The organism is Pseudonocardia sp. HH130629-09, from assembly GCF_001294645.1.
Classification (GTDB): domain Bacteria; phylum Actinomycetota; class Actinomycetes; order Mycobacteriales; family Pseudonocardiaceae; genus Pseudonocardia.
The window spans coordinates 2,548,646-2,568,495 of the sequence record NZ_CP011868.1 but is presented as its reverse complement, the minus strand read 5'-3'; the positions used below and the strand labels follow the sequence as shown (position 1 = coordinate 2,568,495).

Below are 19,850 nucleotides of genomic sequence, written 5' to 3'. Positions count from 1 at the left end.
TCGTTCGACTTGACGAACACCGGCGGGGTTGTTCACTGTACCGGGCATGCGTTCGATACGGCGAACGACCCGCGGGGACGTCCGCGATGCGCTCACCATCTCGGTGGCCGTCGCCGTCGTCGGGGTGTCCTTCGGCGCGCTCGCGCCGGCCGCCGGGCTGTCCCCGGCCATGACGATGGCGATGTCGCTGCTGGTGTTCGCGGGCGGCGCCCAGCTCCTCGTCACCGGGGTGCTCGCCGCCGGCGGAGGCATGTGGGCCGCCGTCGCCGCGGGGCTGGTGCTCAACCTGCGGCACCTGCCGTTCGGCCTGGCACTGGCCCGCCACCTGGGTGGGGGCTGGGCGCGGCTGCCCGCGGCCCACGTCGTCACCGACGAGTCGACGGCGTTCGTGCTGGCCCGCACCGACGTCCCCGGGCGGGGGTGGCGTGCGTTCCGGATCCTCGGCGTCGTGAAGTACCTGTGCTGGCAGCTCGGCACCGCGGCCGGTCTCGTGCTCGGCGCGAGCGTGCCGGACCCGGGCGCGTTCGGCCTGGACGCGGCCTTCCCCGCCGCGATGCTGGCGATGCTCGTCCCGATGCTGCGCCGGGTCGACGCCCGCCGGGTCGGTGCCGCCGCGGCAGCGGTCTCGCTGGCCTGCGCACCGTTCCTGCCGGCGGGGCTGCCCGTGCTGGCCGGCCTGCTCGGCGTCACCGCCGCCGGACGGACGGAGGAGCAGTCGTGACCGTCGCCGCCCTGCTCGTCCTCGCCGGCGGGACCTACCTCATGCGGCTGCTGCCGCTCGTCCTGCACGACCGGGTCGCCCTGTCACCGCGCACCGTCCGCCTCGTCGAGCTGGGGGCGGTCGGGCTGCTCGTCGCGCTCGTCGCCACCGGCACCTGGTTCGAGGGGGCCGGGTTCGCCGGCTGGGCCCGCCCGGCCGGGGTGGCCGTGGCCGCGGGTGCGCTGCTGCTGCGGATGCCGTTCGTGCTGGTCGTCGTCCTCGCCGCGGCGACGACGGCCGGGCTGCGCCTGGCCGGGATCGGCTGAGCCGGTCGTCACCCCGGCGCGCGCCCCGCGCCGGGGACCGCGAGGATCACCCCATGCTCGTGCTCGTCCTCGGTGCCACCGGCTACGTCGGGTCCCGGCTCGTCCCGCGCCTGCTCGACGCCGGCCACGACGTGCGGGTGCTCGCCCGCACCCCGGCCAAGTTCGCCGCGCACCCGTGGGGCGACCGGGTCGACGTCGCCCGCGGCGACGCCCAGGACGCGGCCGACGTGCGCCGTGCCTGCGAGGGCGTCGACGCCGTCGTCCACCTGGTGCACGCGATGGACGGCCCCGGCTACGCCGCACGGGACCGCGCCGCCGCGCACGCCCTGGCCGACGGGGCCGCCGCGGCCGGCGTGCGTCGCATCGTCTACCTGGGCGGACTGCAGCCCGCGGCCGGCACCCGGCGGGTGTCGCAGCACCTGTCCTCGCGCCGCGAGGTCGGCGACATCCTGCTCGCCGGCCCGGTGCCGACCGCGGTGCTGCGCGCCGGGATCGTCGTCGGGACCGGCTCGGCCAGCTTCGAGATGATCCGCCACCTCACCGAGACGGCGATGGGCGGTCCCCTGCTCCTGCCGCTGCCCGACCGGGCGTGGAACCGGATCCAGCCGATCGCCATCGACGACGTGCTGTACGACATCGTCGGCTGCCTCGACCTGCCCGCCGAGGTGGACCGGGCGTTCGACGTCGGCGGTCCCGACGTGCACACCTACCGCTCCCTGATGAGCGAGTTCGCCGCCGAGGCCGGGCTGCTGCGGCCGTTCCCGGTGCCCGTCCCGCTGTCCGCGCCGCGGCTCACCGCCCGCGCCGTCGCCGCGCTCACCCCGGTCGGCCGGGGCCTGGCCGAGCCGCTGGTCGAGTCGATGCGCCACGAGCTGGTGGCCGACCCCGACGACCTCGCGGCCCTCGACGTGCTCATCGGCACCCCGCCCGGCGGACGGACCCCGTACCGCACCGCGGTCCGCCGTGCCCTCGACGGCGTCGGCGCGGCCGGACCGGGGCCGTCCGACCCGCCCGGCACCGGTCCGCTGGAGTGGTCGACGACCGACACCCGCGACGTGGCCGCCCCCGCCCACGCCGTCTGGTCGGTGATCGAGACGCTCGGCGGCCCGCACGGCTGGTACACCGTCCCGGGCGTCGCGACGCTGACCGGCCACCTCGACGTCCTGGCCGGCGGGCCCGGCGTGGTCCCGCGACGGCAGGGCGACGGCCCGGCCTGGCTCGTCCCGGGGGAGCCCCTGGACCGCTGGATCGTCGAGGCGGTCGAGCCGGGGCACCGGCTGGTGCTGCGGGCCGCCGACCGGCTGCCCGGCGACGCCCGGCTGGAGCTGGCCGTCACCCCGACCGACCGGCTGACCAGCCGCTACACCCAGACCCTGCGGTTCGCCCCGCGCGGGATGGCCGGGCGGCTGGGGTGGCTGGCGGCCTACCCCTCGCAGCGCTTCGTGTTCGCGGTGATGGCCCGGACCCTGGCCGGGGTCGCCGAAACCCGCTACCGGCGCGAGGTCCGCGCCCTCTGACGCCCACGCACCACCCCGCTGGTCCGCCGCATGGGGTGCTGCTGCGCCCGGGGCGCGGGAGGCGGGTGCCGGGACGCGTGGTGCCGCACCCGCACGGGGGCGGCACCACGCGGCGCGTCAGCCCTGGCCGCGGGCCTGCGCCACCTGCTCGGCGCGGTCCTCGGCCGCGAGCCGGGTCAGCTCGGCGCCGGCCTCGGGGTCGCGGGTGAGGTTCTCGCCCGACTCCGGGTCGAACACGTGGATCTTCCGCGCGTCCAGCCAGAACTCGGCGTCGCGGCCCTCCCGGATCCGGCTGGTCGAGTCGATCGACACGATCGCCTGGGTGCGCAGCTGGTCGGCATCGAGCTCGCGCGACACCTCCTTGAGCTTGGTCTCCACCTCGGCCGGGGCCTCGTAGGGGATGTAGGCGTACTGCGAGTCGCCCAGCCACTCGGTCACGTCGACCTTGGCGGTGAAGGTGGACCCGACGTGCTTCTTCGCCTCGTCGACCAGGGAGGCGTCCTCGAAGTACTCCGGGCGGATGCCGACCAGCACCAGGTCGCGTCCGGTGATCTTCTCGGCGCGCGCGGCGTCGAGCTCGATCGGACCGAACGGCGTCTCCAGCGTGCTCCCGGAGACCGTCGCGGGCAGGAAGTTCATCGGCGGCGACCCGATGAACCCGGCGACGAACAGGTTGACCGGCTGCTCGTAGAGCTCGCGCGGCGAGGCGACCTGCTGGATGACGCCCTTGCGCAGCACGCAGACCCGGTCGCCGAGGGTCATCGCCTCGGTCTGGTCGTGGGTGACGTAGACCGTGGTGATGCCGAGGCGGCGCTGCAGCCGGGCGATCTCGGTGCGCATCTGCCCGCGCAGCTTCGCGTCCAGGTTGGACAGCGGCTCGTCGAACAGGAACGCGTCGGCGTCGCGGACGATGGCGCGACCCATCGCGACCCGCTGGCGCTGACCGCCGGACAGGTTCGCGGGCTTGCGTTGGAGGTGCTCCTGCAGCTCCAGGACCTTCGCCGCGGCGTCGACCTTCTGCCTGACCTCGTCCTCGGGTGCCTTGGCCAGGCGCAGCGGGAACGCGATGTTCTCGAAGACCGACAGGTGCGGGTAGAGCGCGTAGTTCTGGAACACCATCGACAGGTTGCGGTCCCGCGGGGCATTGTCGTTGACCCGGTTGCCGGCGATGATCATGTCGCCGGAGGTGATGTCCTCCAGGCCGACGATCATCCGCAGCAGCGTCGACTTCCCGCAGCCGGACGGGCCGACGAGGATCATGAACTCGCCGTCGGCGATGTCCATGCTCACGTCGTTCACGGCCGGGAAGCCGTCCCCGTACTTCTTGACGATGTTCTTCATCTCGATCGACGCCATGGCCGGTCGGTTCCTTTCCGTGTTGCGGAGCGGCAGGGCGTGTCAGCCCTTGACGGCGCCGTTGGTCAGACCGGCGACGATGCGCCGCTGGAAGATCAGGACGAGCACGACGACGGGGATGGTCACGATCACCGCGGCGGCGGCGATCGGGCCGTAGGGCGACTCGAACTGCGACGCTCCGGAGAACAGGCCCAGCGCGGCCGGGACCGGGCGGGACGCGCCGGTCGAGGTCAGCGAGATGCCGTACGCGAAGTCGTTCCAGGCGATGAAGAACGCCAGGATCGCGGTGGTGAACACCCCGGGCGTCGCCAGCGGGACGATCACCTTGCGGAACGCCTGCCAGGTGGTGGCACCGTCCACCTGGGCGGCCTGCTCCATCTCCCACGGGATCTCGCGGAAGAACGCCGACATGGTCCAGATCGACAGCGGCAGGGTCAGTGACAGGTAGGGGATGATCAGGCCGGGCCAGGTGTCGTAGAGCCCGATCTGGCGCCACAGGTTGAACAGCGGCGTCACGATCGAGATGACCGGGAAGATCGCCACCGCCAGCGCGGTGGACAGGATCAGCTTCTTGCCCCGGAAATCGAGCCGGGCGATCGCGTAGGCGGCGAACATCGACAGCACGCACGCCAGGAACGTCGCGATGATGCAGATGCCGAAGGAGTTGCGCAGCGCGGGCAGGAACAGCTCGGCCGCGTCGCCGACGAGGATCTGTTCGTAGTTGCTCCACGACACCGACGTCGGCAGGAACTGCTTGTTGGCGATGTCGTCGCTCGACTTCAGCGACAGCGACACGATCCAGCCCACCGGGAACAGGGCGTAGACGACGATCGCGATGCCGGCCACGATCCAGAGGACTCGCTCGCGGGTGGACATCACTTCTCCCCTCGGACCTGGGACAGGTCGACCTTGAACCCCTTGATGAACCCGATGCAGATGATCACGACGGACAGGAACAACAGGACCGACACCGCGGAGCCGAGCCCGATCTCGACCCGGGCGATGGTCTGGCGGTAGGCCAGGAACGACACCGTCTCGGTGTTGTTCGCCCCCGCCGTCATGACGAACACCGAGTCGAACACGCGGAAGGCGTCCAGGGTCCGGAACAGCAGGGCGACCATGATCGCCGCCTTCATGTTCGGCAGCGTCACCTTCCACATCCGCTGCCACCAGGTCGCGCCGTCGACGCGGGCGGCCTCCTGCAGCACGTCGGGCACCTGGGCCAGACCCGCGAGCAGCAGCAGCGAGACGAACGGGGTGGTCTTCCAGATCTCGGCCAGGCAGATCACGAACAGCGACGAGCCGGTCGAGCCGAACCAGTCGGTGTCCGCCGAGACCCCGGGCAGCCAGTCGAACCAGGAGTTGACGAAGCCCGAGTCCAGGGAGAACGCGTACTGCCAGGAGAACGCCGACACGACCGTGATGACCGCGTACGGGATCAGGATCGCCGCGCGCAGGACCGGCCGGATCGCCTTGAGCGCGTTCATCATCACCAGCGCCAGCAGGAAGCCGAGCACCAGCTCGACCGCGACGGTGACCACGGTGATGAACACCGTGACGCCGAACGAGGTCCACCAGATCGAGTCGGTGAGGATGACCGCGTAGTTCTTCAGGCCGACGAACGAGATGTTCTCCGGGTCGGTCAGCCGGTAGTCGAACAGCGAGTAGTAGAAGGCCTGGACGATCGGGTAGGCCGTCACCAGCAACATCACAGCGAACGCCGGCCCGGCCAGGTACCAGCCGAGCTTCTGCTCGGCGCGGGCCCGGTCGCTGCCACCGCGCGGGGCGGGCGCCGCCCCCGCGGCGGGGCGCGCCGTCGTCGACTCCGTCGTCGTCACAGGAGCTCCTCCTTGGCCAGGACCGCCTTGATCAGTGCGGCGGTCGCGGGACCGACGGTCGGCGGGTCGATGCCCGCGGTCGGGTGGTAGGTGCGCTGGATCGACTCGGAGACCTCGCTGTAGTACGGGGTCTGCGGGCGCGGCTTGGCCTGCTGCAGCGACTGGGCGATCACCGGGGCCATCGGGAACTTCTCCACCACGTCCGGGTCGGTGAACACCGAGATCCGGGCGGCCGGGTTGCCGTTGGTGAGGAAGTACTGCCTCTGGTTCTCGGTCGAGACGATGCACTCGGTGGCCTTGTAGGCCAGGTCGACGTGGTTGCTGAACGCGCCCACGCCGAGGTTGATGCCGCCGTAGGGCGGCGACGAGGGCCTGCCGGTCTCGGTCTGCGGGTAGAGCGCCGCGCCGAAGTCGTCCGGTGTGGACTGCGGGACGGTACCCGCCTCGACCGCGCTGTTGACCTTGCCCCAGACGAACGGCCAGTTCACCTGGAACATCGCCTCACCGGCCTGGAAGGCGTTGGAGTTCTCGTCCTCGGAGTTGGTCGAGAACCCGGGACCGCCGACGGCGGAGACGGCCTTCATGATCTCCGCGGCCTTCGTCGCGGCGGGGGAGTCCAGCCCGAGCTGCACACCCTCCGGGTCCTGCGGCGAGGCGTCGGTGATGATCTGGCCGCCGCCGCCCTCCACCAGCGCGTTCAGCCAGACGGTCAGCGACTCTGCCCGGATGCCCTGCGCGGCGATGATCGAGTTCTTCGACCGTGCGGCCGCCACGACCTGGTCCCACGTGACCGGCTTCGACATGTCCAGCCCGGTGCCGGTGACCTGGGACTTGCGGTACCAGAGCAGCTGGGTGTTGGCCCAGAACGGCACCGTGACCAGCCTGCCGTTCCAGCTCGCGCCCTCCTTCGCGGAGTTCACGATCCCCGCGGTGGTCCGCCGGGCGACGTCCTCGGGCACCGGGGCGAGGAACTTCGCCTCGGCGAACTCGGGGATGTAGGGCGGGTCGATGGACATGATGTCGATCGAGCTGTCGTTCGCCGCGAGACGGCGGATCAGCTGTTGGCGCTGCTCCGCGGACCGGCGCGGCAGCACCGACACCGCGATCGAGTACTCGCCGTTCGACGCCGCCGAACAACGCTGGGCGATCTCGGCCTGCCCGCCGTCGTCGGGGTTGATGTACCAGTTGAGGACCGGCGGGCCCGCGGGTGCGCCTCCGCAGCCCGCCGGCAGGGCGAGGGCGACGGCGGCCGCACCGGCGGCCAGCGTCCTCCTCCACCGTGTGCGACGCATGGTCAACTCGGAACTCCCGTGCTCGATACCGCTGCTGTCCCGACGCACGTCGGCGTCTCTGGAAGCGTTTCCAGCCGAGACTGTGAGCTCTTCACTCGGGAGTGTCAAGGCTCACAGCGCGCGTGCTGGTCGGCGACGATCCTTACTGATCAACAGGTGCTGGTCCAGCGCGGACGGATAACATCCGCTCTTGCAATCGCTTCCAGCTTTCGGCATACATGTGTCGTGCCCGAGCCGGTCAACCTGGCGGACGTGGCCCGGCTGGCCAAGGTCTCACCGGCCACCGCGTCACGTGCGCTCAGTGATCACCCCCACGTCGCCGCCGCCACCCGTGCCCGGGTGTGGGAGGCCGCACGCGCCCTGGAGTACGTGGTCAGCCCGGACGCCGCCGGGCTCGCGCGGGGCACCACGGGGCGGATCGCCGTCGTCGTCCCGCACCTGTCCCGGTGGTGGTTCGGGGCCGCACTGGAGGGCCTGTCCGAGGTGTTGCGCGAGGCCGGGCGCGACCTGCTGCTGTACCACCTCGGCGACGCCGCGGCCCGTCGCGCGTTCTTCGCCGAGCTGCCCGCCCGGCGCCGCGCCGACGCCGTCGTGCTGCTCGGGTTCGGCGTCGACGACGCCGAGCGTGCCCGGCTGGAGCGAATCGGTGTCGGGATCGTGTCGGCGGGGACCCGGATCGGGCACCACCCGTCGGTGTCGATCGACGAGTGCGTCGCCGGCCGCCAGGCCGTCGACCACCTGCTCCACCTCGGACACCGGAGGATCGGGATGATCGTCACCACCGACCCGGAGCTGGACCCGGGCCAGCCCGCGGGACGGGCCGCCGCCTACCGGGCAGCGCTCGCCGACGCAGGCGTCGGGTACGACCCCGCGCTGACGGTCCGCGTGCCGTGGAGCCCGGAGGGCGGGGCGCGCGCGATGGGCGAGCTGCTCGGACTGTCCGACCCCCCGACCGCGGTCTACGCCCACACCGACGAGGTCGCCCTCGGCGCCGTCGGGACGTTGCGTCGGGCCGGGCTCGCCGTGCCCGGCGACGTGTCGGTCATCGGCATCGACGACCACCCCCTGGCCGCGCTGACCGATCTGTCCACCGTGGCCCAGCCGGCGGCCGAGCAGGGCGCCGTCGCGGCCCGGATGGCGCTGGCGACGCTGGCCGGCGAGCCGGTCGACCCGCTCGCCACCCTGCCGACCCGGCTGGTCATCCGCGGCTCCACCGCCCCACCGGCCCGCGGCGCCCGGGGGGTGTCCTGAATGGACACCTCACCGGAGCTCGTGCTGCGGGCACCCGGCCCGGAGCTGATCGCCCTGCCGTGGAACGAGCCGCTGGAGGACTGGGACGAGACGCGGGTCCCGTTGCGCGACATGGAGGTCGGTCCCAGCCGGCACCTCGTCCGGTTCGTCGAGGCCGACGGTGCACTGTGGGCGCTCAAGGACATGCCCGAGCGGATCGCCCGTCGCGAGTACGACGTGCTGCGCCGGCTCGAGCACCAGTGTCTGCCCGCGGTCCGCCCGGCCGGGCTGGTGAACCAGCCGGCGCACGAGACCGCGATCCTGGTGACCCGGTACCTGAGCGGGTCCTGGCAGTACCGCAGGCTGTTCCTGCGGCTCCCTCCGAACCGGCCGCGGCACCGTGCCCGGCTGTTCGACGCGATGATCTCGCTGCTGGTCGAGCTGCACCGGCACGGCGTGTTCTGGGGCGACTGCTCGCTGAACAACACCCTGTTCACCCGCGACGGGCAGACCCTGCAGGCCTTCCTCGTCGACGCCGAGACCGGCGAGGTGCACCCGGACGGCCTGTCCGACGGTCAGCGCGAGCACGACGTGACGATCCTGGTCGAGAACGTCGCCGCCGGGATGATCGACCTCGCGACCTCGCTGGAGCGGCCGCCGGGGATGATCCCGCAGCTGATCGACGAGGCCACCGCGCTGCCCGAGCGCTACCGGGAGCTGTGGGACGCCCTGCACGCCTCGCCGGTCTTCGCCTTCGGCGACCGCTACCGCGTCGAGGGTGCCATCCGTGAGCTCAACGACCTGGGCTTCGCCGTGGACGAGGTCTCCCTGCTGCCGGTCGGCGACGGCCGGTCCCGGCTGCACATCGCCGTCGGTGACCGGAACTACCACTCCGCGACGCTGCGCAGGCTGACCGGCGTCGAGGTGGGGGAGGGCCAGGCCCGGATCCTGCTCGGCGACCTCAACGCGCACCGCGACTGGATGCAGCGGCGCACCGGTCAGCCGGTCTCGGACCGCGCGGCCGCACGCAGCTGGATCGACCACTGCCTCGAGCCCGGCTCGGCCCGCGCGCACGCTGCGCTCGGCGGTGCCGGGGATCCGGTGCAGGCCTACTGCGACCTGCTGGAGGTGCGCTGGCTGCTGTCCGAACGGGCCGGTGCCGACGTCGGCAACGAGGCGGCGCTGGCGGCGCTCGGGACCCGCGCCCCGACCGACTCGGCAGCGAAGATGGCCGTCGCCGACGCGCCCACCGGGCCGCTGCCGCGGATCCCCGCGGAGGAGTCCGACGACCGGTGACGTGCGTCGTCACATCGTTGACGCCCCGGTAACCACACGCCTGGCGGTACTGTTCGGGGCCGTGTCCATTCCCGGTCCCGGTTACGCCATCACCGCACGCGTCGACGCCCCCGCCCACCCGACCTCGGCCGGTGACCTCACCGCCGCCGTCGGCCAGGTCGGCGGCGTCGTCACCGCCTTCGACGTCGTCGAGGCGCGCACCGAGAGTCTCGTCGTCGACATCTCGGTCAACGCCCGCAACACCGAGCACGTCGAGGAGATCAAGGCCGCCATCGAGCAGCTCGAGGGCTTCTCGGTCCGCAAGGTCTCGGACCGGACCTTCCTGCTCCACCTCGGCGGCAAGATCGAGGTCCGCTCCAAGGTGAACCTCCGTACCCGTGACGACCTGTCGCGCGCCTACACCCCGGGCGTCGCGCGGGTGTCGATGGCGATCGCGGAGAACCCGTCCGACGCCCGCCGTCTGACGATCAAGCGCAACACCGTCGCCGTCGTCACCGACGGGTCCGCGGTGCTCGGCCTGGGCAACATCGGCGCCGCCGCGGCGATGCCGGTCATGGAGGGCAAGGCGGCGCTGTTCAAGCAGTTCGCCAACGTCGACGCGTGGCCGGTCTGCCTCGACACCCAGGACACCGAGGAGATCATCCGCACCGTCCAGCTGATCGCGCCGGGCTACGGCGGCATCAACCTGGAGGACATCGCGGCCCCGCGCTGCTTCGAGATCGAGCGCCGGCTGCGCGAGCTGCTGGACATCCCGGTCTTCCACGACGACCAGCACGGCACCGCCGTCGTCGTCCTCGGCGCGCTGCGCAACGCGCTGCGCGTGGTCGGCAAGAAGTTCTCCGACGTCAGCGTGGTCGTCTGCGGGGTCGGTGCGGCCGGCTCGGCGATCATCCGGCTGCTCGGGTCGGAGGAGACCGCCGACGTCGTCGCCGTCGACGTGGACGGCATCGTCCACACCGGACGCGAGGGGATGGACGACAACCTCGCCTCGATCGCCGCGCAGACCAACAAGGACGGCAAGCAGGGCACGCTGGCCGACGCGCTCGTCGGGGCCGACGTCTTCATCGGGGTCAGCGCGCCGAACCTGTTCGGCGAGACCGAGCTGCGGTCGATGAACGACGACGCGATCGTGTTCGCGCTGGCCAACCCGGACCCCGAGGTCGACCCGACGCTGGCGATGCGCCACGCCGCCGTCGTCGCGACCGGGCGGTCGGACTACCCGAACCAGATCAACAACGTGCTCGCCTTCCCCGGCGTGTTCCGCGGCCTGCTCGACGCGCAGGCCCACGACATCACCGACGAGATGATGCTCGCCGCCTCCGCGGCGATCGCCGACGTCGTCGCCGAGCCGAACCCGTCGTTCATCGTGCCGAGCGTGTTCGACCAGAGCGTGGCCCCGGCCGTCGCCGAGGCGCTCCGCAACGCCGCTACGAAGCAGGCCAAGCGCGGCGAGGTCGAGGCGGGCTGACCCGGCCCACCGGCGGGCGCCCACCCCGGACGGCGCGGGCACCGGCGCGGACGCCGGGCCGCGTTCGACGGGGAGGTCGCCGTGCGGTGCCGCGGCTCACCCCGGACGGGCGGTTGCCGCAGGTCGGGCGGGTCTACGCTGGTCGGCATGGCGGTGAGGATCGGTGTGCTGGCCCTGCAGGGCAACGTCCGCGAGCACGTGGCGGCGCTGACCGGGACGGGTGCCGAGGCCGTGCCGGTCCGCCGTGCGTCCGAGCTGGCCGCGGTGGACGGCATCGTCCTGCCCGGTGGCGAGTCGACGACCATGTCGAAGCTGCTCGACACCTTCGAGCTGCTGGCGCCGCTGCGTGCCCGGCTGCGCGAGGGACTGCCCGCCTACGGCTCGTGCGCCGGCATGATCCTGCTGGCCGAGGAGATCCTGGACGGGCGGCCCGACCAGCACCAGCTCGGCGGGCTCGACGTCGTCGTGCGGCGCAACGCGTTCGGCCGGCAGGTCGACTCCTTCGAGACCGACCTGGAGTTCACCGGGCTCACCGGTGATCCGGTGCACGCGGTGTTCATCCGGGCCCCGTGGGTGGAGAAGACCGGCGGCGAGGTCGAGGTGCTCGCCACCGTCCCCGCCGTCACCAGCACCGGTGCCGACGCCGGCGAGGCCTCGGGGCGCGCGGTCGCGGTGCGGCAGGGTCCGGTGCTCGCCACCTCGTTCCACCCGGAGCTGACCGGGGACCGGCGGGTGCACGCACTGTTCGTCGACATGGTGCGGGCCGCCACCGGGTGATTCGCCGCGGGGTGATTCGGCGCGGCCACCACCGGGTGGCGCCGCGGCGGGTCAGTCGGTCGAGCCGGTGGCGCCGCGCTGGTAGGCGGTGGGCTCGTCGGGTTCGGCGGTCCGCCGGCGTTCCGCGGCCACGGCGGAGTCGATGCCCGCGTGCCACCGCTCGGGGGAGCGTCGGCGCACGGTCCGGGCACGGCGGAACCCGGCGACGGCGGGGGTCAGCAGGGCGTCGGCGACCGGAGCGTGCCGGATCTGCAGGTCCTGGCTCATCGCCGGGCCGTGGATGCGGCGGGTGATCGCGTCGAGGGCGGGCCGGGACAGCCGCGGCGGGACTCCGAGCAGGCCCCGGAGCAGCACCGAGATCGAGTCGAGGGTCGAGGCGGCGAGACGCGCGGAGTCGTCGGACACGGGCCCGGTGACGGTCTGCAGGACGTCGTCGATCCGGCGGGCCGCGTCGTGGCCGGTGATCCCCTCGACGAGCCGGGCATCGATCCCGAGCAGGTGTCCGATGTACCACCAGTAGGCAGAGGCCGTCGAGCTCGCGTCCGGTGAGGTCGAACCCGAACCGTTCCTCCGTGACGAAGGAGGTCAGGGTGAAGTCCATCCAGGTCCGCCCGAGGTCCACCTGGTCGATGGGGACGCCGTCGGCGGTGCTGTGTCGTACCCGCGGTCGAGTGCGAGCCGGCGCATGTGGGCGTGCAGCATGCGGACGTTCAGGGTCGCGACGTAGCCGGGCCGCCCGCGGCGCAGGTTGCCGGGCAGCATCGCCTGGGTCAGCCAGGCCCCGGTCTCGGTGAGCCGCTTGTCGGCGCGGTCGACGAGGCGGCCGGTGGTGGACAGGACCTTCGCGATCGACGGTGACTCGTACACCCGGACGAGCGCTCCCGCGCTGAGCGAGAGGATGTGGACCGGGGTGGGCGAGCTGAACCAGGGGCGCGGGAACTCGTCGAGCAGCTCGTCGTCGACGTGGCCGGGCGGGGTCTCGGTCCCGCCGACATCACCGAACAGGTTCTGTCACCAGGCACCCGGGGTGGGGGTTGCCCCCGGTGCACCCGGGGGAGCGCCGTGTGGGCCGATCGGCCCGCTGCGGGGAGCATGGGGTCATGACCAGCACCGTCGCGCCCACCGGGTCGCGCCCGGCCCTGCCGTCCGCGGTGGGGCTGAGCGTGGCGCTGTGGCTCGGCGCGATCCTGGCCGGGTTCGCCGAGACCCTGGTCCGGCTGGCGGGCCCGGTGCCGCCCTCGGTCGTGGAGATCCTCGCGCGCGGCGGGATCTACCTGGTGCTGGGCGTGCTGGTCGTGCAGCTGCTCTCCGGGCACGACGTGCACCGCTGGACCGTCGTGGGCGTCCTGGGGGTGCTCGGCACGGCGTCACTGGTGGTGGGGCCGCTGCGGGCGCTGGCGGGCGGGGGATCGGTCGGGCTGTTCCTGGCGACCGCGACCGGCCCCGAGCTGGCCGCCGCCGCGCTGCGCGCGCTGCACGTGGCGGAGCTGCTCGCCGCCGTCGTACTGCTGTTCCACCCGGCCGCGCGGACCTTCTACCGCGCGTCCGCCCGCACGACCTCGCCGTCGACGACCGTGGCCGGTGCGGCGGCCGGGAGCCGGTAGCGGATCAGTCGGGAGCTGTTCGCGACGACCGCGACGCTGGAGGCGTTGTGCAGGATCGCCGCGACCACGGGTGACATCGCGCCGCCCGCGGAGACCAGCAGCCCCGCCGCGTTCACCGCGATCGACATGCCGTAGTTCTGCCGGATCAGGGTGATCGAGCGCCGTCCCAGGTCACGCAGGTCCAGCAGCGCGCCGAGGTCGTCCGCGGCGAGGGCCACGTCGGCGGTCTCCACCGCGACGTCGGTCCCGGCCACGCCCATCGCGATCCCGATGTCGGCCAGCGCGAGTGCCGGGGCGTCGTTCGTGCCGTCGCCGATCATCGCGACGGTGTGGCCCTGCTCCTGCAGCGCCCGCACGACGTCCTGCTTCTGCTCGGGCATGACCTCGGACCGGTACTCGGTGATGCCGAGCTCCTCGGCGACGGCCTTTGCGGTCTGCGGGTGGTCGCCGGTGAGCATGACGATCCGGGTGACGCCGTCGGCGCGCAGCCGCTCCAGCACGTCGCGGGCCTCGGCACGCACGGTGTCGCGCAGCGAGACCAGCCCGACCAGCGTGCCGTCGACGGCCAGCAGCAGCGGGGTCTCCGAGGCCTTCTGCAGCCGTCGCACCCAGTCCGCGGCCTTGCGCGGCACCGTGACGCCCTGCGCGCGGAGCAGGTCGCGCGACCCGATGAGCAGCACCCGGCCGTCGGCCTGGACCCGCATGCCCTGGCCGAGCAGGACCTCGCACTCCTCGTGCGGCGGGATCTCGATCCGCCGCTCCTCGGTGGAGCGGATGACCGCCTGGGCCAGGGGGTGCCGGGAGTGGATCTCCGACGACGCGGCGTGGGCGAGGACCTGCTCGGGCGACCAGTCGTCGTGGAAGGAGATGACGTTGGTGACGATCGGGCGGCCCTGGGTCAGGGTGCCGGTCTTGTCGAACACGACCGCGTCGACCCGCCCGGCCGCCTCGAGGTGCGCGCCGCCCTTGATGAGGATGCCGCGCCGCGCGCCGTTGCCGATCGCCGCGGAGATCGCGGTCGGGGTGGACAGGCCGACCGCGCACGGGCAGGCGATGAGCAGCATCGTCATCGCGCGCCGCACGTCGCGGGTGGCGATCAGGGTCAGTGCCGAGAGCAGGAACGACGCCGGCACGAACCGGCGGGAGAAGTTCTCGCCGACGGTCTGGATCGGGGCCCGGTCGCCCTGGTCCTGCTCGACCCGGTCGATGATCCGGCCGATCGCGGTGTCCTGGCCGACGGCCGTCGCCCGGACCACGATCCGTCCGCGCAGCAGCACCGACCCGGCGTGCAGGGTGTCGCCGGGGGCGACGGAGACCGGCAGCTGCTCGCCGGTGATCGCGGCCTGGTCGGCGACGCCCTCGCCCTCGACGACCTCGCCGTCGACGGGCAGCACGATCCGCTCGTGCACCACGACCTCGTCGCCCACGGACAGGTCCTCGATGTCGACCTCGACCTCGACGGTGCTGCCGTCGGGGGCGAGCGTGCGGGTCCAGGTGCGGGTGGTGGCACCGGTGAGCAGCTCGGAGATGGCGCGCCGGGAGCGGCGCAGCGTCAGGTCCTGGAGGTACTCGCCGATGTTGAGCAGCCACAGCACGGTCAGCGCGACGACGTTCTCGCGCAGCACCAGGCTCGCGACGGTCGCCGCGGACACCAGCGCGTCGGTGCCCGCGCCCTTCCCGCCGGCGAGCGCGCGCAGCGCACCGCGCAGGAACGGGTAGCCGGTGAAGATCGTGACGCCGGTGGCGACGGTGCGGCTGGCGGGGCCCAGCAGCGGCGGGCGGCGGAGCGCGTAGCGGCGGAATCCCAGTGCGGCGAGCGCGACGCCACCGACGACCAGCCGGGCCAGCTCGCCGCTGTGCTGGTCGGCCGAGCGCGGTGTGCGCGCCGCGGTGGCCTCCGGCTCGGCGCCCAGGCCCTTGCCGATGGCCTCGACGAGCTCGACACGGTGGCAGCCGGGGCGGTACCAGACCACGACGTTGCCGGTGCGCGGGTAGGCGTGCACCTGGCGCACCCCGCCGACGTGGTCCAGCTCGTCCTCGACGGCCACGGCCAGCGCCGTCCGCCCGCGCAGCGCGGGGACGGCGAAGCGGACGCGGCCCGCGGCGTCGCTGAGGACGGTGGCCTCCGGGCCGGCGGTGTCGGTGCTCACGGTCTCGCTCGTCTCGCTCGTCGTGCCCGGAGGACCGGGATCAGTGCTCGTGGCCGTGCCCGTGCCCGTTGCCCGGCGCGGGGGCCTCCTCGCCGATGCGGCCGCGGGCCTCGGAGACGATGTCGGCGGTCGCCAGGCGGGCCTTCTCGGCGCCGGTCTCCGCGGCGCGGGCGCCCTTGAGGCCCCAGGTGGTCACCGAGACGGCGGCCTCGCGGACGGCGCCGGAGCGCGCGACCTTCTTGACGCCGTCGTAGGCGACCGCGCCGGCCAGCCCGCTCACGACGAGCCCCACGGCCTTGCCTGCCACTGCTCCGAACACGTGCGCTCCTCTCGCGACCGGCGCCCGGTGCAGGTGCCGACAACGGTTGTCAGAGTAGTCCTCGCCGGGTTCCCGACGGGACGCGGTGGCGAACCATAGCGGATCATGCATGTGTCCTCGTGGGGCGGGGTCTGCTCGGGCCCGACCCGGCGCGGAGCCGCGTCGTCGGTAGCATTGACGGGTTCCCGCAGGTCGGCCCGACCGCAGCTCGCGCTGCGGGGCGTCGGACCTGCCCCTCACCGCGCGTCGTGTGCGTGGTGCGAGCACGAGAGGTGGGCAGACGAGCCGATGAGCGGTCACTCCAAGTGGGCGACGACCAAGCACAAGAAGGCCGTGATCGACGCCCGCCGCGGCAAGATGTTCGCCAAGCTGATCAAGAACATCGAGGTCGCGGCCCGGACCGGCGGCGGTGACCCCGACGGCAACCCGACGCTCTACGACGCCATCCAGAAGGCGAAGAAGAGCTCGGTCCCGAACGACAACATCGACCGTGCGGTCAAGCGTGGTTCGGGTGCCGACGCCGGTGGCGCCGACTACCAGACGATCACCTACGAGGGCTACGGCCCGAACGGGGTCGCCGTGCTGGTCGAGTGCCTGTCCGACAACCGGAACCGGGCGGCGACCGAGGTCCGGACCGCGATGACCCGCAACGGCGGCACCATGGCCGACCCGGGGTCGGTGGCGTACCTGTTCAACCGCAAGGGCGTCGTGGTGCTGCCGAAGGCCGACCTGTCCGAGGACGACGTGCTGATGGCCGTCCTCGACGCCGGCGCCGAGGAGGTGAACGACCTCGGCGACAGCTGGGAGGTCGTGTCGGAGCCGACCGACGTCGTCGCGGTGCGCACCGCGCTCCAGCGCAGCGGGATCGACTACGACTCCGCCGAGGCGGTCTTCGTCCCGTCGATGCAGGTCGAGTTGGACGCAGAGGGCGCGAAGAAGGTCTTCAAGCTGATCGAGGCCCTCGAGGACTCCGACGAGGTCCAGAACGTCTACGCCAACTTCGACGTCTCCGACGAGGTCATGGCCGAGGTCGGCTGAGCGGCGCGGTCCCGTCCCGGTGCGGTCGTCCCCCTCGTGGGGCGGCCGCACCGTCGTCTCCGGGGCCGGCCCGTCCGGGAGCCGACCCGCGGCCGCGTTCACTGTCGGGGGTCGGTTCTAGACTCGCCGCCGATGAGCACAGCGACGCAGGGCACCCAGAAGTCGGCCTCGGCGAAGAAGAAGGCACCGGCGAAGCCGCGCCTGTTGCTGCTCGACGGCCACTCCCTGGCCTACCGGGCGTTCTTCGCGCTGCCCGCGGAGAACTTCCGCACCGGGACCGGGCAGACCACGAACGCGGTCTACGGCTTCACCTCGATGCTGATCAACCTGCTGCGCGACGAGGAGCCGACCCACCTCGCGGTGGCCTTCGACGTGTCCCGCACGACCTTCCGCTCCGAGCGCTACGCCGAGTACAAGGCGAACCGCTCGTCGACGCCGGACGACTTCCGCGGCCAGATCGACCTCATCAAGGAGGTCCTGGGCGCGCTGAACATCCCGGTCTTCGCCGTCGACGGCTACGAGGCCGACGACCTCATCGCCACCCTCGCCACCCGGGCCGAGGCGCGCGGCTTCCAGGTGCTCATCACCACCGGGGACCGTGACGCGTTCCAGCTGGTCACCGACGACGTCACCGTCCTGTACCCCAAGCGCGGCGTGTCCGACCTCGGTCGGATCGACCCGGCCGAGGTCGACAAGCGCTACGGGCTCACCCCGACCCAGTACCCGGACTTCGCGGCGCTGCGCGGCGACCCCTCGGACAACCTGCCGTCCATCCCCGGGGTGGGGGAGAAGACCGCGGCCAAGTGGGTCCGGGAGTTCGGTTCGCTCGCGGAGCTGACCGACCGGGTCGACGAGGTGAAGGGCAAGGCCGGGGACAACCTGCGGGCCAACCTGGCGAACGTGCTGCTCAACCGCCAGCTCACCGAGCTGGTGCGCGACGTCGACCTCGGCGCCGACCCCGAGGAGCTCGAGCTGCGCCCCTGGGACCGGGACGCGGTGCACCGCCTGTTCGACGAGCTGGAGTTCCGGGTGCTGCGCGAGCGGCTGTTCTCCACGCTGTCCTCCGCCGAGCCCGAGGCCGAGTCCGTCTTCGAGGTCGCCGGCGAGGTCGTCGCCCCCGGCGCGGTGCGGGCCTGGCTGGACACCCACGCCCGCGACGGCCGTCGCGTCGCGGTGAGCTTCGCCGGGGTCACCGGCCCGATCGCCGGGCGCGACCTCGACGGGATCGCGCTCGCCGCGGGCGAGCCGACCGTCGAGCAGCGGGCCGCCGGCGCCACCGCGGGCGTCCCGGCCGCCGGCTACCTCGCGCTGACCGGCCTCACCCCGGACGACGAGGCGGCGCTGGGCGACTGGCTCGCCGACCCGTCCGTGCCCAAGGCGGCGCACGACGTGAAGCCGGTGCTGCACGCGCTGCGTGCGCGGGGCTGGACCCTGGGCGGGCTGACCAGCGACACCGCGCTCGCCGCGTACCTGGCCAAGCCCGGGCAGCGGACCTTCGACCTGGCCGACCTCGCGCTGCGTTACCTGCGTCGTGAGCTGCGCACCGAAGAGCCCGCCGACGGTCAGCTGTCGTTGCTGGGCGGCGAGGAGGAGGCCGACGCCCGGGCCGCCGAGCAGGAGATGCTCGCGGCCTCGGCGATCGCCGAGCTCGCCGACGCCCTCGACGCCGACCTCGCCGAGCGGGGCGGCAGCGAGCTGCTGGCCGACCTCGAGCTGCCGCTGGCGTTCGTACTGGCCGACTGCGAGGCCGCCGGGATCGCCGTCGACGGCGAGACCCTGTCCGACCTGGAGTCCGACTTCGGCACCCAGGTCCGGGAGGCCGCGCGGCAGGCCTACGAGGTGATCGGCAAGGAGATCAACCTCGGCTCGCCCAAGCAGCTGCAGGTCGTGCTGTTCGACGAGCTGGAGATGCCCAAGACCAAGCGCACCAAGACCGGCTACACCACCGACGCGGACGCGCTGGCGAGCCTCTACGCGCAGACCGAGCACCCGTTCCTGCAGTTCCTGCTGCAGCACCGCGACGCGACCCGGCTGAAGGTGACCGTCGACGGGCTGATGAAGTCCGTCGCCGAGGACGGCCGGATCCACACCACGTACTCGCAGACGATCGCCGCGACCGGCCGGCTGTCCTCCACCGACCCGAACCTGCAGAACGTGCCGATCCGCACCGCCGCCGGGCGCCGGATCCGGGACGCCTTCGTGGTCGGGTCCGCGCCGGACGGCACGCCGTACGCCGAGCTGCTTACCGCGGACTACAGCCAGATCGAGATGCGGATCATGGCGCACCTGTCCGAGGACGCCGCGCTGATCGAGGCCTTCCGCTCACGGCACGACTTCCACGCCGAGACCGCCGCCCGGGTCTTCGGCGTCGCGGCCACCGAGGTGACGCCCGAGCAGCGCGCCAAGATCAAGGCGATGAACTACGGCCTGGCCTACGGGCTGTCGGCCTACGGCCTGTCCGGGCAGCTGCGGATCTCCACCGAGGAGGCGAAGGGGCTGATGGACGGCTACTTCGCCGGGTTCGGCGGAGTGCGCGACTATCTCGCGGGAGTCGTCGACCAGGCCCGCAAGGACGGCTACACCGCCACCATCCTGGGGCGGCGGCGGTACCTGCCCGACCTGACCAGCGACAACCGTCAGCGTCGGGAGATGGCCGAGCGGATGGCGCTCAACGCCCCGATCCAGGGCAGCGCCGCGGACATCATCAAGGTCGCGATGCTCGGGGTGTACCGGGCGTTGCAGGCCGAGCGGCTGCGCAGCCGGATGCTGCTGCAGGTCCACGACGAGCTGGTCCTCGAGGTCGCCGAGGGTGAGCGCGAGGCCCTGGAGGCACTCGTGCGTCGGGAGATGGCGGCCGCGGCGGACCTGTCGGTGCCGCTGGAGGTGTCGGTCGGGTCCGGCCGCAGCTGGGACGCAGCGGCGCACTGACCTCGCGCCCG

General features: G+C 72.8%; 18 protein-coding genes. 10 read left to right on the top strand and 8 right to left on the bottom strand.

The window, feature by feature from the left end; genetic code table 11:
- Positions 1-46 precede the first annotated feature (46 nt).
- Genes XF36_RS11810 through XF36_RS11800 form a run of 3 tightly spaced genes read left to right on the top strand, consistent with a single transcriptional unit; the run spans position 47 to position 2,543 of the window.
- Positions 47-721, top strand: coding sequence for an AzlC family ABC transporter permease (locus XF36_RS11810; RefSeq protein ID WP_060712015.1), 675 nt, complete (start codon positions 47-49; stop codon positions 719-721).
- The gene (locus XF36_RS11805) at positions 718-1,026 is read left to right on the top strand and encodes an AzlD domain-containing protein (RefSeq protein WP_082375354.1); all 309 of its coding nucleotides are present in this window, start codon (positions 718-720) and stop codon (positions 1,024-1,026) included. Before XF36_RS11810 ends, XF36_RS11805 begins: the two co-directional genes overlap by 4 nt.
- 53 nt (positions 1,027-1,079) lie before the next feature.
- Entirely contained in the window at positions 1,080-2,543 is a 1,464-nt protein-coding gene (locus tag XF36_RS11800) for a DUF2867 domain-containing protein (protein ID WP_060712014.1), read from the top strand.
- 117 nt (positions 2,544-2,660) lie between these two features.
- On the opposite strand, the gene XF36_RS11795 is transcribed toward XF36_RS11800, so the two are convergent.
- The 4 genes from XF36_RS11795 to XF36_RS11780 are packed head-to-tail and all read right to left on the bottom strand — an operon-like array spanning position 2,661 to position 7,029.
- Positions 2,661-3,899: an ABC transporter ATP-binding protein gene (locus XF36_RS11795; protein ID WP_060712013.1), complete on the bottom strand. Its 1,239-nt coding sequence runs from the start codon at positions 3,897-3,899 to the stop codon at positions 2,661-2,663.
- Positions 3,900-3,941: 42 nt separating this feature from the next.
- Positions 3,942-4,775, bottom strand: coding sequence for a carbohydrate ABC transporter permease (locus XF36_RS11790; RefSeq protein ID WP_060714624.1), 834 nt, complete (start codon positions 4,773-4,775; stop codon positions 3,942-3,944).
- Entirely contained in the window at positions 4,775-5,737 is a 963-nt protein-coding gene (locus XF36_RS11785; RefSeq protein ID WP_060712012.1) for a carbohydrate ABC transporter permease, read from the bottom strand. Before XF36_RS11785 ends, XF36_RS11790 begins: the two co-directional genes overlap by 1 nt.
- Positions 5,734-7,029: an extracellular solute-binding protein gene (locus XF36_RS11780; RefSeq protein ID WP_060712011.1), complete on the bottom strand. Its 1,296-nt coding sequence runs from the start codon at positions 7,027-7,029 to the stop codon at positions 5,734-5,736. Before XF36_RS11780 ends, XF36_RS11785 begins: the two co-directional genes overlap by 4 nt.
- 225 nt (positions 7,030-7,254) lie before the next feature.
- Here XF36_RS11780 and XF36_RS11775 point away from each other — a divergent pair, with 225 nt between their 5' ends.
- From XF36_RS11775 to pdxT, 4 genes are all read left to right on the top strand, one after another.
- Positions 7,255-8,280, top strand: coding sequence for a LacI family DNA-binding transcriptional regulator (locus tag XF36_RS11775; protein WP_145981337.1), 1,026 nt, complete (start codon positions 7,255-7,257; stop codon positions 8,278-8,280).
- Positions 8,281-9,555 (top strand): DUF4032 domain-containing protein, encoded by a 1,275-nt coding sequence (locus XF36_RS11770; RefSeq protein ID WP_060712010.1) that lies wholly within the window; start codon positions 8,281-8,283, stop codon positions 9,553-9,555.
- Positions 9,556-9,616: 61 nt separating this feature from the next.
- The gene (locus XF36_RS11765; RefSeq protein WP_060714622.1) at positions 9,617-11,023 is read left to right on the top strand and encodes an NAD-dependent malic enzyme; all 1,407 of its coding nucleotides are present in this window, start codon (positions 9,617-9,619) and stop codon (positions 11,021-11,023) included.
- A gap of 147 nt (positions 11,024-11,170) precedes the next feature.
- On the top strand, positions 11,171-11,800 hold the full coding sequence (gene pdxT / locus XF36_RS11760; RefSeq protein WP_060712009.1) for a pyridoxal 5'-phosphate synthase glutaminase subunit PdxT: 630 nt from the start codon (positions 11,171-11,173) through the stop codon (positions 11,798-11,800).
- A gap of 51 nt (positions 11,801-11,851) precedes the next feature.
- Here the strand turns inward: pdxT and XF36_RS33230 are convergent, their stop codons facing one another.
- Positions 11,852-12,205: a hypothetical protein gene (locus tag XF36_RS33230; RefSeq protein ID WP_060712008.1), complete on the bottom strand. Its 354-nt coding sequence runs from the start codon at positions 12,203-12,205 to the stop codon at positions 11,852-11,854.
- Positions 12,206-12,385: 180 nt separating this feature from the next.
- Positions 12,386-12,667: a DUF2236 domain-containing protein gene (locus tag XF36_RS33225; protein ID WP_060712007.1), complete on the bottom strand. Its 282-nt coding sequence runs from the start codon at positions 12,665-12,667 to the stop codon at positions 12,386-12,388.
- A 233-nt stretch (positions 12,668-12,900) separates the two neighbouring features.
- On the opposite strand from XF36_RS33225, the gene XF36_RS31535 reads away from it, so the two are divergent.
- A complete protein-coding gene (locus XF36_RS31535; RefSeq protein WP_145981336.1) occupies positions 12,901-13,404 on the top strand; it encodes a hypothetical protein in 504 nt (167 codons plus the stop codon).
- Here the strand turns inward: XF36_RS31535 and XF36_RS11745 are convergent.
- Positions 13,335-15,554, bottom strand: coding sequence for a heavy metal translocating P-type ATPase (locus XF36_RS11745; RefSeq protein ID WP_145981335.1), 2,220 nt, complete (start codon positions 15,552-15,554; stop codon positions 13,335-13,337). The genes XF36_RS31535 and XF36_RS11745 overlap by 70 nt on opposite strands.
- A gap of 40 nt (positions 15,555-15,594) precedes the next feature.
- Entirely contained in the window at positions 15,595-15,873 is a 279-nt protein-coding gene (locus XF36_RS11740) for a DUF1490 family protein (protein WP_226362629.1), read from the bottom strand.
- Between the two features lie 288 nt (positions 15,874-16,161).
- Between XF36_RS11740 and XF36_RS11735 the strand changes: the two genes are divergently transcribed.
- The gene (locus XF36_RS11735) at positions 16,162-16,911 is read left to right on the top strand and encodes a YebC/PmpR family DNA-binding transcriptional regulator (RefSeq protein ID WP_020621849.1); all 750 of its coding nucleotides are present in this window, start codon (positions 16,162-16,164) and stop codon (positions 16,909-16,911) included.
- A gap of 132 nt (positions 16,912-17,043) precedes the next feature.
- A complete protein-coding gene (gene polA / locus XF36_RS11730; protein ID WP_082375353.1) occupies positions 17,044-19,839 on the top strand; it encodes a DNA polymerase I in 2,796 nt (931 codons plus the stop codon).
- Positions 19,840-19,850 lie beyond the last annotated feature (11 nt).

What these genes read in the sequence shown, in the direction of transcription:
- XF36_RS11810 (WP_060712015.1), top strand. Translation starts at nt 47, where the DNA reads ATGCGTTCGATACGGCGAACGACCCGCGGGGACGTCCGCGATGCGCTC.
- XF36_RS11800 (WP_060712014.1), top strand. Translation starts at nt 1,080, where the DNA reads ATGCTCGTGCTCGTCCTCGGTGCCACCGGCTACGTCGGGTCCCGGCTC.
- XF36_RS11795 (WP_060712013.1), bottom strand. Translation starts at nt 3,899, where the DNA reads ATGGCGTCGATCGAGATGAAGAACATCGTCAAGAAGTACGGGGACGGC.
- XF36_RS11790 (WP_060714624.1), bottom strand. Translation starts at nt 4,775, where the DNA reads ATGTCCACCCGCGAGCGAGTCCTCTGGATCGTGGCCGGCATCGCGATC.
- XF36_RS11780 (WP_060712011.1), bottom strand. Translation starts at nt 7,029, where the DNA reads ATGCGTCGCACACGGTGGAGGAGGACGCTGGCCGCCGGTGCGGCCGCC.
- XF36_RS11770 (WP_060712010.1), top strand. Translation starts at nt 8,281, where the DNA reads ATGGACACCTCACCGGAGCTCGTGCTGCGGGCACCCGGCCCGGAGCTG.
- pdxT (WP_060712009.1), top strand. Translation starts at nt 11,171, where the DNA reads ATGGCGGTGAGGATCGGTGTGCTGGCCCTGCAGGGCAACGTCCGCGAG.
- XF36_RS31535 (WP_145981336.1), top strand. Translation starts at nt 12,901, where the DNA reads ATGACCAGCACCGTCGCGCCCACCGGGTCGCGCCCGGCCCTGCCGTCC.
- XF36_RS11735 (WP_020621849.1), top strand. Translation starts at nt 16,162, where the DNA reads ATGAGCGGTCACTCCAAGTGGGCGACGACCAAGCACAAGAAGGCCGTG.
- polA (WP_082375353.1), top strand. Translation starts at nt 17,044, where the DNA reads ATGAGCACAGCGACGCAGGGCACCCAGAAGTCGGCCTCGGCGAAGAAG.